The 13,219-nt window shown below is 65.1% G+C and carries 12 protein-coding genes; 5 read left to right on the top strand and 7 right to left on the bottom strand.

Features of this window, described 5'->3' with window-relative positions:
* Positions 1-39: 39 nt before the first annotated feature.
* Complete coding sequence (locus B5F85_RS08435) at positions 40-1,464, top strand: ATP-binding protein (RefSeq protein WP_343203476.1); 1,425 nt, start codon at positions 40-42, stop codon at positions 1,462-1,464.
* Positions 1,465-1,616: 152 nt separating this feature from the next.
* Here the strand turns inward: B5F85_RS08435 and B5F85_RS08430 are convergent, their stop codons facing one another.
* The 3 genes from B5F85_RS08430 to B5F85_RS08415 form a co-directional block, all read right to left on the bottom strand.
* Entirely contained in the window at positions 1,617-2,114 is a 498-nt protein-coding gene (locus B5F85_RS08430; RefSeq protein ID WP_087316298.1) for a hypothetical protein, read from the bottom strand.
* A gap of 3 nt (positions 2,115-2,117) precedes the next feature.
* Positions 2,118-2,708, bottom strand: coding sequence for a TetR/AcrR family transcriptional regulator (locus tag B5F85_RS08425; RefSeq protein ID WP_087316296.1), 591 nt, complete (start codon positions 2,706-2,708; stop codon positions 2,118-2,120).
* A 484-nt stretch (positions 2,709-3,192) separates the two neighbouring features.
* Positions 3,193-4,224, bottom strand: coding sequence for an AraC family transcriptional regulator (locus B5F85_RS08415; RefSeq protein ID WP_087316292.1), 1,032 nt, complete (start codon positions 4,222-4,224; stop codon positions 3,193-3,195).
* A gap of 169 nt (positions 4,225-4,393) precedes the next feature.
* Here B5F85_RS08415 and B5F85_RS08410 point away from each other — a divergent pair, with 169 nt between their 5' ends.
* The gene (locus tag B5F85_RS08410) at positions 4,394-4,618 is read left to right on the top strand and encodes a FeoA family protein (protein ID WP_087316290.1); all 225 of its coding nucleotides are present in this window, start codon (positions 4,394-4,396) and stop codon (positions 4,616-4,618) included.
* Positions 4,615-6,552 carry a ferrous iron transporter B gene (locus B5F85_RS08405; protein WP_087316288.1) on the top strand — a complete coding sequence of 646 codons (1,938 nt, stop codon included), beginning with the start codon at positions 4,615-4,617 and terminating at the stop codon, positions 6,550-6,552. Before B5F85_RS08410 ends, B5F85_RS08405 begins: the two co-directional genes overlap by 4 nt.
* Here the strand turns inward: B5F85_RS08405 and B5F85_RS08400 are convergent.
* Positions 6,528-6,956, bottom strand: a complete 429-nt coding sequence (locus B5F85_RS08400) for a hypothetical protein (protein ID WP_087316286.1) — start codon at positions 6,954-6,956, stop codon at positions 6,528-6,530. The two genes, B5F85_RS08405 and B5F85_RS08400, sit on opposite strands and share 25 nt — an antisense overlap.
* 358 nt (positions 6,957-7,314) lie before the next feature.
* Here B5F85_RS08400 and B5F85_RS08395 point away from each other — a divergent pair, with 358 nt between their 5' ends.
* Both B5F85_RS08395 and B5F85_RS08390 read left to right on the top strand, forming a co-directional pair.
* Entirely contained in the window at positions 7,315-7,788 is a 474-nt protein-coding gene (locus tag B5F85_RS08395) for a sigma factor-like helix-turn-helix DNA-binding protein (protein ID WP_087316284.1), read from the top strand.
* A 357-nt stretch (positions 7,789-8,145) separates the two neighbouring features.
* On the top strand, positions 8,146-8,625 hold the full coding sequence (locus B5F85_RS08390; protein ID WP_087316282.1) for a hypothetical protein: 480 nt from the start codon (positions 8,146-8,148) through the stop codon (positions 8,623-8,625).
* 236 nt (positions 8,626-8,861) lie between these two features.
* Here the strand turns inward: B5F85_RS08390 and B5F85_RS08385 are convergent, their stop codons facing one another.
* The 3 genes from B5F85_RS08385 to B5F85_RS08375 form a co-directional block, all read right to left on the bottom strand.
* Positions 8,862-10,760 carry an oleate hydratase gene (locus B5F85_RS08385; RefSeq protein ID WP_087316280.1) on the bottom strand — a complete coding sequence of 633 codons (1,899 nt, stop codon included), beginning with the start codon at positions 10,758-10,760 and terminating at the stop codon, positions 8,862-8,864.
* A gap of 173 nt (positions 10,761-10,933) precedes the next feature.
* A complete protein-coding gene (locus tag B5F85_RS08380; RefSeq protein WP_087316278.1) occupies positions 10,934-11,548 on the bottom strand; it encodes a TetR-like C-terminal domain-containing protein in 615 nt (204 codons plus the stop codon).
* 378 nt (positions 11,549-11,926) lie between these two features.
* Positions 11,927-13,138 (bottom strand): ATP-binding protein, encoded by a 1,212-nt coding sequence (locus B5F85_RS08375; protein WP_087316276.1) that lies wholly within the window; start codon positions 13,136-13,138, stop codon positions 11,927-11,929.
* Positions 13,139-13,219: the final 81 nt, after the last annotated feature.

Genomic DNA, 13,219 nt, shown 5'->3' with positions numbered 1-13,219 from the left:
ACGCTCCGAATGAAATTTCGTGTATTCGAAATACATAATATGAGAGAATTCTGTGTACTATATACGCACAAACTGAAGCAAATGAAAGAGGAATCGTTGAGACGAGCTATTGAGCAGAAAATTGAGCTATGGGCTCAGCGGCCGGAGCGTCCCCTTCTCCTACGTGGCGCGCGTCGCGTCGGCAAGACCTATGTGGTCGAGGCGGTTGGAAAGCGTGTTGCCGGGGGCCAGTTCGTGAAGCTCGACTTCCAGACTGACCTCGACCTTGTCGCCCCGCTCTTCAACGGTCCGACTGACGACGTCGATGCCATCATGCGTCGCGTCGCGGAGTACAAGCGCGTGCCGCTTGACCGCGAGCGCTCGTTCGTCCTCTTCGATGAGGTGCAGCTCTGCGAGCGGGCGCTCAACTCTCTGCGCTTCTTCTCGGGCTCCGGATGGCGCGTCGCGGCGACGGGAAGCCAGCTTGGCGTCGCCACGCGCAGGCGTCGGCTGCCGTTTCCCAGTGGCGTACAGCAAGAGACGCTGCACCCCCTGAGCTTCGAGGAGTTTCTCTGGGCCATGGGGGAGGAGGCGATGCCTGGCGACATTCGACGGCATGCGGAGACGCTCGAGCCGTATCCTGCGCATCGTCGTGCGCTCGAGCTCTTCCGTCGCTACCTCGTCATCGGTGGTCTGCCGGCGGCGGTCGCCGCCTATGCTGACGGGCGTGACATCGACGCCGCGCGCGTGCAGCAGCGGGAGGTGGACGACATCTATACCGCTGACATGACCGACCCCGATAGCGGCATCAGCGCCGTTGCTGCCCGCAAGGTCTGGAGGAGCATTCCGGCACAGCTCCTGCGAGCCTCGACGAAGAAGTTCAAGTACGCCGAGGTAGAGCGCGGTGGCAGGCGGACAAAGCTCATGGAGCCCATCGACTGGCTTGCGAGCGCGGGCATGGTCTCGGTGAACGAGCTGACCACGTGCACGGAGGCCCCCCTCGTTCCGTACGACGAGGACGAGGGCAGCTTCTTCAAGGTGTATCTGGCGGACACGGGGCTCATGTTCTATAAGCTCGCCGTCAACCCGCGTCTGTGGCTCGAGGCGGAGTCCTCCTCCAATCTGCCGGTCTCCGCGGATTTCCGCGGGGCCTTGGCAGAGAATGCGGTCATGCAGGCGCTCGCGGCCAACGACCTTCAGACGTTCTACTGGGCCCCGCCGTCCTCATGGGGCGGAACGGGTGAGCTGGACTTCCTGCTGCAGGACGACGAGATGCGGGTCATCCCCGTTGAGGTGAAGTCCGCCCGGAGCGTGCGCGCGCGTACGCTGGCGACGTTCATGGACCACGCCCACTCCCCGTATGCCGTGATTCTCTCCGAACGCGACTTTGGCCGGAGCGTGGACGACGATGGACGAGAGATTCGCGAACTTCCCCACTATGCGGCGTTTTGCCTGGGCGAGCGCTGCCGGAAGGCGCCGCTCTAGCGGAGACGAGCAGGGCCGCCCGCCCTGCCTGAGCAGCCCCCCACGCGCGCTCGATCGCCTTTTTCTCCCCACCCGTGCTAAAGCGTTTTCCGCCTTATTTGTCGTGGCGGGCCGGGCGTCGCGGGGATTGTCGGCTGGCCCAGAGCGCCGCCTCAGAGCGGGAGGGCGACCACCGCGGCGGCCGACGCGACGGACACGGCGAGCCCGATCGCCTCCCCCGCCAGGAAGCCCAGCCAGTGGGGGCGGACGTCGAGGTAGGCGTCCTCGAGATCCTCGGTCCCGGGGATCCTCACGCCGCGCCCCCAGCAGAACCAGAGGGTGTCGAGCACGAGGGCGTCCCAGAGGTTGACGACGGACCACAGCGAGAAGCACCAGCCGAGCGCGCCGGCGAAGTCCCGCGCGCCGGACGCCAGCGCCACGGCGGCCAGCAGGGCCACGAGCGCGAGCGCGACGGAGAGCTTCCTGGCGGCGGTGCGCCTGAGCTCGGGGATCCTGCCGGCATACTCGGGGAGCGCCCTCAGGCGCTCGCGGACCGCGGGCGGGAAGTCCTGGTACCAGAACATGGGGTCGCGCCTGAGCGACGCCCATACGGCGGCGGAGAACAGCAGGCAGGCCGCCGCGGCCTCAGCGGCGAAGAGGGCGGGCGACATCGCTCACCCCCTCCCGAACAGGTAGTCGAGGAGCTGCTCGCGCATGAGGGCGAGGTTCTCCGCGAGGGCGTCCGCGTGCAGGCGCGCCCGGTTCTCCCAGGCGAGCGCCATCACCTTCATCATGTTCGCCGCGACGTGGGGGTCGACGCCCTCGCGCATCCCCCTCAGGCGCGAGGCGATCGCCGCGAAGACCGCCTCGTCGGTCGCGGGGTCGAGCACGGACCTCCCGGGCAGCTTCCCGGCGAGCCACGCCATGTCCTCCGGGGAGACCTCGCCGAGGACGCTCTCGCCGCCGTCGAAGGAGAAGCGCCCGAGGAGCGCGGCGACCTCGCCTCGGCCGAGCCCGCCCCGCTCGCGGGCGAGGCCGTCGATGGCCCGCCACATTGCGGCCTTGCCGTGCGTTATGCAGGCGAGCGCGAACGCCTCCTTGGTCGGGTAGAGGCGGTAGAGCGTCCGCTTGCCGACGCCGACCCGACGCACCGCCTCCTCGACGGTCATCTTCCGCACGCCCTTCTCCCGGATGAGGGCGAGCCCGGCCTCGAGGAGGGCCTCCTCGGTCGGGTCGAGCGGCTGCGGCGGTATGGCTGCGGGCATGGCGTCTCCGTCCAACGTGGTCCTACGGGTTGGACGCTAACAGGTCGTGGAGTCCTGTCAAGGGGGAGAGTTCCTTCGTCGCGAAGCACATCGCCTTCATCGCCGGCGTGCGCATCCTCTGTTCTTCACTTGAGGCTCGACGAAAAATGGAGCCGCAGCGCTCGAGGGTGGTCATGGCATGAACCCCGCAGCAGAATGCCGCGACGAAGCCGCTCCGTTCGAGCGCGGTGCCATCCTGCGGGATCCAGGCCAAACGCCGTCTTCTTGACGGATACCGTGTCGTATTTGAAGCGAGGGGATCGTCAACGCGCCATCGGGCGCGCTCCGCCGACGTCCTCGCTCTTCACGGCCGACGAGCGAGAGTGTTTCGATACTCGCTTGGAAGCATGCCGGTTTCGCGCTGAAAGATTGTCGAGTATCCCGGGGTCAAAAATGATTCGGCTCGGTGACCATGCCGCCGGCAAGCCGCCGCGCGTCAGCGTTCCTAGAACTCCCCCTTGACTTCGTGAACGCCCTCCCTCTCGCCGAATCGACGCCGCCTCCACTCGCTCGGTGCGGTTCCGTATTCCCTCTTGAACGCGGAGGAGAACTTGCTCGGGTTCGCGTAGCCGACGCGCACGGCGGCTTCGGCGACGCGCGCTCCGCTGGCAAGCAGGGCGGCGGCGACCTCCATGCGCCGCTTGCGGAGGTACCCCGCGACAGTGCTCCCGTATGCCCGCGAGAAGTACTGGTTGAGTGTCGCCGCGCTCACACCGAACGCCGACGCTAGCACGCGGGCGTCGTGGGCGCAGTCGAGAGAGCCCTCGAGCTCGTCGTGCACGGCGGCAACGATGCGCATCTGGGCGCGTGTGAGGATGAAGCGGGGTCTGGCGCAGGAGAGGTCGCGACGTTGGAGGCCAAGCAGCAAGCCGAGAACCTCGTAGGTGGCCAGAGCCCTGTCGGGTGCTTCGACGAGGGCGGCGATGCGTCTCATATGCCCGTTGAGCTCGCCGTCGCCGCTGAGCACGGCGGCGCTGCCCGCCTGTCGCGCGATGGCCTCGACGGCATCCTCGTCATCGAGCAGCGAGAAGAGCGGCGATCGAGCGATACGCGTGTTCACGAACACCTCGACGCCCCGGTAGCGTCCCGAGGGGTACCGGAACTCGGCGGGGCGCTCCTGCGAGCAGCTGATGCACACCTCGCCGGCCGAGACCGTCGCCAGACCCCCGCTCGGGACGTCGACCTCGCAGCGGCCCTCGTGGCACAGGTTTATCGTCAGCCATTTGCCCCGCGAGAACGCGGGGAGGGGGACGGACGGGGCCTCTGGGACGTTGGGGCACCGCTCGCACGCGAAGTCGACGTTGGCGACGAACAGGTCGCGCGACAGGGGTCGGCCTCGCATGCACCCGCTCCCGACCGGGTGCGACAGCACCAGCTCGTAGACGCCGTCGGCGTCTTGGACGAGCTCGACGCCGGAGGCGACGCGCAGGCGCGTCCCCCGGTTGCTCTCCGTATCGGTGAAGGGTGCGTTTCCCATAGGCTATCTCCCGTTCGCGCAGTCCAGCCCCATTCGTCTCAAAAGTTTATTTTATCTAACTTGATGAGATTTGGAGCTGAACCTACATCGCGGAGCTGAGGGGGCATACGTTTCAGGCTTACTTTGGTGGCCGCGGGCGTCATGCCCGTTTAAGGAAAGGAGCGATTCCATGAGACTATGCGATGTGGCGACGGGGCTTTCTGTCCGTATCGCATCCGTATCCGGCGACGACCGGTTCGTCTCGCGCGTCACGGCCATCGGGCTGACGGAGGGATGCGCCGTCGAGGTCCTGCAAAACGTCAAGAACCGGCCCGTGCTCGTGCACGTGCGCGACAGCGACGTGGCGCTCGATCGCGGCGACTGCATGCGCATCGAGGTGGAGGTGGTCGCATGAGCTGCGAGAGATGTGTGGCTTCCTGTCCCGCGGCGGGAGGCGCGAAGGCGCCCGCCGCCCGCAAGGCGGCGGGCGGCGTCACGGTCGCGCTGCTCGGCCAGCCCAACTCGGGCAAGTCGACGCTCTTCAACGGGCTCACGGGAGCGCGTCAGCACGTGGGCAACTGGCCCGGCAAGACCGTGGAGCGGAAGGAGGGGACGTTCGAGCGCGGCGGCACGGCGTTCCAGGTCGTCGACCTCCCCGGCTCGTACGGGCTCGCGGCCAACTCGCCCGAAGAGGAGGTGACGCGCGACTACCTCGCATCGGGCGCTGCCGACATCGTGCTCGTGATGGCCGACGCGTCGCAGCTCGAGCGCAGCCTCTACATGCTCGCCGACTTCGTTGCGGCGTGCCCGGAGCAGCCGTGCCTGCTCGCTCTCAACCTCATGGACGTCGCCGAGAACCAGGGCAAGCGGATCGACGCCGTCCTTATCGCGCGGCGGCTGGGCGTTCCTGTGGTGCCGCTCGTCGCCTCGCGCCCCGAGGGGTACGGCGCGCTGCTTGACGCGCTTGCACGCACGGTGCGCGAGCGGCCCGTCGTGGATGGCGCGCGCCTGCGCGAGGGGATCGCTGCCGCCCCCGACACGATCCAGGGCACGGCCGCGGCGAAGTTCGCCTGGATCGAGGGGCTGCTCGACGGAGCGGTGGAGGCGCCCGCGCGCCCGCACGCGCTTTCGCGCTTCGATCGCGTGGTCACGGGCTCGCGCTGGTCGAAGCCCATCACCATCGGCATGATCTTGCTCGGGTTCATCCTGGCGTTCGTACCGGCCATCCCCATCATGATGCTCGGCGGCGCTATCTCGTCGCTCGGGCAGGTCGTGGCGGGCGCGCTCGCGCAGGCGGGCGCCCCCGATGTTCTGGGCAGCTTCCTCGCGGGCGTGGTGTTCAACAGTTTGTGCTTCGGCACCATGATGGTGGGCTACGTCTTCGGTATCAACCTTGTGTTCGGCCTCTACGAGGAGGCGGGCTACATGGCGCGCATCTCCTACGTGTTCGACCACACCATGGCGCGCTTCGGGTTGCAGGGCAAGTCGCTCATGCCCTTCCTCATGTGCCTCGGCTGCACGATGGGCGGCGTGTCGGGTTCGCGCGTCATCGACTCGTGGGGCCAGCGCATGCTCACGGTGATGATGGCCTGGGCCATCCCGTGCGGCTCGACCTGGGGCGTGGTTCCGGTGCTCGCCGTGGCGTTCTTCGGCGTGGCCGGCGCGCCGCTCGTGATCGTGGGCATCTTCGCCGTGACGATTCTCATCATGTGGCTCGTGGGTAGGGTGTTCGGCCCGCGCTTGGTGGCGGAGGGCGAGCGTGCGGGCATGGTCATGGAGCTTCCGCCGTACCATCGGCCGCATCTGGGCAACGTCGCGCGCGGCGCCCTGCTCAAGAGTCGACAGATGTTCGTGCGAGCCATCCGGGTCGTCGCCCTCTTCGCCTTCGCGATTTGGGCGCTCACCTACACCGCGACCGGCAGCGTCGAGGGGTCGGTGCTCTACGCGCTCGGTACCGCCATCGAGCCGGTCACGCGCTTCTTCGGCATGGGTTGGCAGACGTTCACCGCGTGGTTGTGCGCCCTCGTGCTCAAGGAGTCCGCACTCGGGGTGCTCTCGGGGCTCTTCACGGGTGCCGCGACGCCCAACGCCGTACTCGTGGGCGTCATGACCGGCGGCGCCGCCGCGGCGTCGAACATCGGCGAGGTCATGGCCCAGGCCATCTCCGCGCCCGAGGCGCTGGCGTTCATCTTCGCGTTCACGTTCAACATGCCGTGCGCGGCGAGCGTGTCGGCCACCTGGGGCGAGGTGCACTCCACGAAGTGGACCGTCATCACGGCGCTCTTCTACATCTGCTGCTCGCTGCTGTTGGGGTGCGTCGTTTATCACGTGAGCTCGCTGTTCTTGTAGCGGGTTGTGCCTGAGGGGAAGGGCTGGTGCGATAGGGCGAGCAAAGTGTGGCGCGCCGCGGCATCCGAGGGGTTCCGATTACCGGATGTGCCTGCGGTCGCCTGCTTGAAGAGGCTTTTGAACCTGGTAACTCCCATGCCGGCGACCGATGCCACCTCCTCCTGGCTCGCGCCATCGCGCCAACGTGAGTTCGCGAGCTCCATGGCGGCGAGGATCCCGACCCGCGCCCGGCGGTCCTCGGGCAGGGCCGCGACCGCGGTGCCGACGAGGGAGCCGAGCAGCATCCTCGCCGCCCCCTCGTAGACGAGCCCCGCCTCCGGGGCCGCAGGGTTCGTACGCGCGATCTCGTTGAGCGCCCCGTCGTGGTGCTCGACGACGGCCGCGTGGCCGAACGGGGCACCCACACCGAACTCATGGAGGCGGGCGGCCTCTACGCCCGCCTCGTCCGCATCCAGGCCGAGAGCCTCGGCTGGAGCATCTCTCGGCGCGCAACGGGCGCATAGCGCACGGTCTTCGTGGGGAGACGTGGGCCGGGGCGCACCGCCCTGGCCCACATAGCCCCTGGCCAGCGCCCCGGCTAGGGGATGGTATCGCCGACATGCTCCCGAGGCGTTTTCCACGCGTTCCGGCTCTGCCCGGTTAGGCCAATTCACTCAAAAAGCGGTGCCGGCAGGCTTCCCCTGGGCGGCCCTTTTTGTCCGTAAAGGCAAGAGGGGCCGTCTTTTTGTGTCCCGTGCCTCTCTTCAAAGAAAGAGGGGCAGGATGGAGCACTCCCACGATTCCGTCCGACGTGGCGCACGCGGCGCCTCCGTCACCGTGGCCTTCCCCGGCGGAGCGAGAGTCTCCGTCGAGGTGACGGATGAGGTCGCCAGCGCCCTCAGGGACATGCAGCGCGAAATATGGCGGATCGAGCGCAGGGAGGCCCGACACACGCTCAGCCTCGACGCGATGGGCACATTCGTCGCGTCTACCGGTCCGGAGTCCGAGCCGGGATTTGATTTCCTGAGCAAGTGCAGGACAGGCGAACTCGTTGCGGCCCTGGTTCAGCTTCCCGCCGTGCAGCTCCGCCGCCTCCTCATGCACGCGGTCGCACAGCTCCCCGTCAAGGAGATCGCCCGTCGCGAGGGGTGCTCCGAGCGCGCCGTCAAGTACAGCCTCGCGAAGGCGAGGAAGAGAATGAGGGAACTTCTTGCCTGTAGAGTGGGAATAGGAAATCTGGCAGTTATGGGGGCATAAATCGTCACTTTTGACAAAAATGTCCCGACAAACGCGATATTTGCTATGCCGGTCCCAGTCGAGAGGCTGGGGCTGGCATGCGTTTGTTTGGGCGGCGGGACTAGCTCGAGTGGGTTTGCTCCCTCGGCTACTATGGCGTCGCGATCGATGCATCCGCCGGTATTTGCCGGTGCGGCACGTCATGCCTCATGCAGGCAATCATGGGACTCGATGCTGGGGCGCCGCGGGGCGAGGCGCTTCCTCGGGCGCTCCTTCGGTCCCGTCCCTGCGGCAGAAGGCCGAGCTGGGCAGATGATAAAATGAATCCGTCTGATCACCGCTGGCGAGTGTCGGCACCTCACGTTTTGGAGGGGGCGCATGGACCACGATTTCTACGAGTGGGCGTCCGATGCTCCGCTGCGTGCGCCCGACGGGTTTTCAGAGACGGCGACTGCGGCGGGGGTTGCCGCCTCGGCTGCGGAGCGTAACGAGATGCTGGCTTATGCGCTCCAGACCTTCAGCCGCGGCCACGCGCAGCTGCTCGGGCGTATTCTCTCTGGATACGAAAAAGCGAAGAAGCTGCAAATCCGCGGGATGATCGGCTATGCGGCGGCTGCAGTGCTGGCCCTGGTAATCCTTCTGGCACTTCCGCTCTCCATGGATATGGAGCTCAGGGTTCTTGTGTGGCTCTCGTTTGCCGGGCTGCTCTTCATCCCGTTCATTCCCCTGTGGATTCTGCTCTGCAATCACATTCTCGCGCCCGATTGGAATACCTATGCGACGTGGTACCGCCGTCGGGACCGTAAGGGGCTCGGTTTCGAGGATCTCTATCGCGCCATGGGCATGACGCGCCCGTAAAGGCAGGGAGAAAAGAAGCTGCGCCGGCACTCATCCGCTACGAAAGCGAGAACGCTGAAGACAGCTCCCGCTTTCCGGTCGCAGCAATATCCACCTGATGTTCTCTGGCAATGGAGTATTTCGGCCCTGTTTTCTCCAAGTAACGCGAAAACAGGGCCGTGCTCATCTAAGAGGCGAGGGAAATCGGAGGCGTCGGTCGGCGCGCGGCAAGTTCTCGCTGCGCGCCGTGCCCGTTCCTATTTAGTCGCCTCGAACTCCTTCAGCACCTTCTCGATGTCCGTTCCCTTGACCTTCTTGAGCGCCTCCTTGAGCGCGAACCGTTCGACCAAACCGAGCTTCATATCGGTGATCGGCTTGCCATCGCGCAGTTTCACACTTGCCATGAGCAGGTCGCGCACGTCAAAGACGCTTCCCCATACCTCGGGCACGCCGCGGTCAACATCGCAGAGCGTGTAGACGGCCTCCATGCCCGTGCGCATGGAGTACTCCGTGGTGAAGATGGTGTCGCGAGGTGTCTCGGCAAACTGGCCGATGAAGGCGAAGTTGACCGCACCGTCGGGCACCACGTCGGGGCGGTCGCCTGCGGCGCGCGGCATGAAGAACGCCGTGATGTAGGGCATCATGACGGGCACCGTGTTGGCATGGTTCGCGGCGAGCTCGGCGATGCGCGCCTCCGGAACGCCCATGTGATAGAGCCACTCCTGGCAGATCTCCTCGCCGGTGCAGTCGCACATGGGCTTTTTCACGTAGTTGCCGGGCTCGTTGGGGAAGAGGCCGTACACCCACACGCACAGCTCGTTCTTGGGCTGGTCGCGGAATTGCTGCTGGCGGTTGAGCGTCCAACTCAGGAGCCAGTTGGAGTCGGTGCAGGTCACGATGCCGCCGGTGACCACGTGGCCGGTGAAGGGGTCGCGCTTGCAGATCGCCTGGATGTAGGGCGGGATCTCGCCGTCGAGGGTCGTCACCGTAGCGCTCATCCACTTGGTCTTCTCGGGGTCGCCGCAGAAGGTGTCGGGACGGCCGAAGCTGGGGTCCTGTTCCGCGATGCGGCGCCACATATCCCAGCCGCCGCCAGGGGCAAGCTCAGGCTTCCATGCAGCGGGTTTGTCCTGCGCGCCCATGGTGGAGTTTTCGACGCAGCCGCCGTTGGTGATGAAGACGAGGTCGTTTTCGGTGAGGTCGATGACCGTGGTCGCGCCGGGTTCGGCTTCGCCGCTCACGGCGGTCTGGCTCAGCACGATGCGCGTCGCCACCTTCTTCGCGGGCGAGCTGTAGGGGTTGCGCGGGAAGGCCTCCTGCTGGATGCGCTGGATGGTGTCCTGGCCGGTGCCGGTGTGCTGGCGCACCGGGCCCGCGCCGCCTCCGATGGAGAACCTGATGTCCTCGACCTTCGTGTTGAAGTGGAACTGCACGCCCGCTGCCTTGAGGTATTCGACGAGGGGCAAGATCATCGACTCGTACTGGTTGTACCTGGTGAAGCGCAGGGCCGAGAAGTCCGGCAGCCCGGCGATATGGTGGATGTAGCGTTTGATATAGAGCTTCATCTCGAGTGCGGAGTGCCAGTTCTCGAACGCGAACATGGTGCGCCAGTACATCCAGAAGTTGGAGGAGAGCACCTCGTCGTCAAAGAAGTCGGTGATGGGACGGTCGTAGAGCTTCTCGTCGGGTGTGAAGAAGAGCTCCATGATCTCCATAGCCGCCTTGTCCGAGAGGCCGAACTTCCCGGCGCATCCCGCGTCTTGCCCGCGGTTCTTCGTTGCGCGGCAGAGCGAGTAGTTGGGGTCTTCCTTGTTGAGCCAGTAATACTCGTCCAAAACGGAAACGCCGGGGGTCTCGATGGAGGGGATGGAGCGGAAGAGGTCCCACATCACCTCGAAGTGGTTGTCCATCTCGCGCCCTCCGCGCATGACGTAGCCGAGGCCGGGAATGTCGAGACCGTCGCATGCGCCGCCGGGCACGCTGTCTTTCTCGAAGATGTGGACGTTCTTACCTGGCATCTGGGCGTCGCGAACGAGGTAGCACGCCGCGGAGAGCGCCGCGAGGCCCGTGCCCACGATGTAGGCGCTCTTGTGCTCGATGCCCGCGGGTTTCTTGGGACGAGCAAATGCTTCGTAGTTGCCGCTTGAATAGTACATGACAGCACCTTTCTAACGTGCGCATCGGGCGTGTCCCGTGCGTCTCGTTCCATGGTGGAGCTGCGATGGGCGGCGCACCATAGACAGTGCCGTGCCTCTGTACGGTTTCTTATCAATACGGCCGGATTGTACAGATGGGCGAGAAAGGCGGGCGAGGTGCCCGTACCGCGTTCCTACGGAGCGGCAGATCCTTCCGGAACGCTCCCCTCGCTTCCGGCGATGTAGCCGCCGGGAATCTCGAGCCGGTCAAGCGCGGTTTCGATGGCGCCGTCTGCGATGGTAGCCACGCGCTGCACCAGCTGCTGCGGGTCGTCGCGCATGTCTCGGGCGATCCAGTCCAGAACCGTCCCGATGAGCGCATGGGCGAAGAAGCGCGCGATGAAGTCCCTGTCCTGCTCGCGCACATGCCTTCGTGCTGCGTGCTCGTCGACCACGCTTTTCACCAGGTCGCTCACCACAGGGACGAGAAACCGTTCAACCTGTTCACGGCTCATGTCGTGATAAATGCTCGCGATGAAGGGCTTGTTCTCGCGCAGGGCGAGAAACGTGTCAAGAAGGCCGGTCTGCCAGGTGTCGGCGGTCTTGTTGCCGGCGATGGCTCGTGCGGCGTCCTCTTCGCACGCCCATTCGACCAGGTCGTAGATGTCCTGGAAGTGATAGTAGAACGTCATGCGACTGATGCCGCAGTCGTTGGTGATGTCTGCGATGGTGATTTTGTTCAGGGGCTTCGTAAGCAAAAGGCGCTTGAGCGACTCCTCGAGCGCGCGTTTAGTGAGCTGACTTGGCATGGGCCCTCCCGATGGTCGTTTCTCTCCGTATACCCGTGCGCGCGAGGGGGATTTGCGGACAACGGTGGTGGCACAAACAGAGCTGGCCATATCGGATGGCGGACACGCTGGTTTGGGCAGGAATCCTGGAGCCTAGAAAAGGCTCGTTTGAAATTGCTCCCCACATACTGCTTGGGAGAAAAATGGGAATACGGCGTCGGCGTAAAGTTTCTGTTGGTTTGATGCGGGCGCGGAGCGTCCCTCTTCGGATGCAGGTGTCTGCCGCGCGTAGACCGACCGCGCACTCAACTTCGCTTACGTCTCAAGTTTCACGAGTCTGCGCTGGCACACGTCTCGTATGAACGCTGCGGCGTTGCTGCCGAGGAGCGCCCTCCCAAGCTATTTCAGCAGCCAATCAACGAGGCTGCGCTGCTCAATGCCGTTATGGTCCGTCGCGCCGATGCGGTCCAGGGTGAGCAGCGTCTTGGGGTAGGCGTCCCCCAGCAGCTCGAGCGGACGCAGCTCGCGACGCAGCGTCGCCTCGTCCAGTACGGACAGCGCGACCTGATAGTAATGCGGTCTGCCCTCTCGCTCGGCAACGAAGTCGATCTCCAGATCTCCCACACGCCCTACGCGCACCGAGTGATAGCGCCGCAGCAGCTCTAGATACACGACGTTTTCCACGCGATGCCCGAGGTCGCTGCCGTCGCGTCCGAGCAGCAGGTGTCTGAAGCCAAGGTCGCCGAGGTAGTACTTGCCCCCCTGCTGCAGCAGGCGCCGACCCTTGGCGTCATAGGGGTCGGCCTTGAAGATGAGGTAGCATTCCATGAGCGCGTTGAGGTACTCGCTGACGGTGGTCGGGGAGACTTTTGAGCCGTTGGCCGTCAGCGTGTCCGCGACCGTTTTGAGCGAGAAGCGATTTCCAACGTTATCGGCGAGAAAGGCGAGAAGCGCGCGCAAGACCGGAATGCTGATGCGGGGGTGCCGCGTCGCCACGTCTTTGACGAGGACGGTGTTGAGCACACCGTCAAGGTACTCGGACACGTCCTCGGCGGGCAGTAGGGAGGCGTACGGCATGCCCCCCAGCGAGAGATAGCGGTTGAGCAGCTCGGTATCGTCCGCGTCGTCCGTAAAGGCGGCGCGGGCACCACGATACTCCGCGAACGAGAGCGGCAGGAGTCGGAACTCAACATAACGGCCGGTAAGCAGCGTGGCAAGCTCGCTCGAGAGCAGATCGGAGTTCGAGCCGGTGACGTAGACGTCGCAGTCTTCGCGCGTATACAGCGCGTCGACTGCTCGCTCAAAGCCCTTGACGCGCTGGGGCTCGTCGATAAACACGTAGCAGCTCGGGGAGCTGATGCGGGCGACGACGTAATCGTAGAGCTCTTGCGGCGTGGTGGGGGCAGCAAAGTCCAGACGCTCAAGATCAACCGAGACGATTGACCTCTCGTTCACACCGGATTCGACAAGGGCTCGCTGGGCCAGTTTGAGCGCGGTTGACTTACCGCAACGCCTCAGGCCGGTCACCACTTTGATGACGTCACGGTCCTTCCAGCGGAGAAGCCAATCAGTTGCCTGAGGGCGCGGGACGATGACTGGCTGGTTTGTCATGAGCGAGTCCAATCTGTCCAAACAAATGGATAAACCAAGGAAATATCTTAATTTTATCCATTTATCTAGACGGATATCGGT

This window comes from Olsenella sp. An293 (assembly GCF_002159495.1).
GTDB lineage: Bacteria > Actinomycetota > Coriobacteriia > Coriobacteriales > Atopobiaceae > Thermophilibacter.
This window is presented reverse-complemented; position numbering and strand designations above follow the sequence as displayed.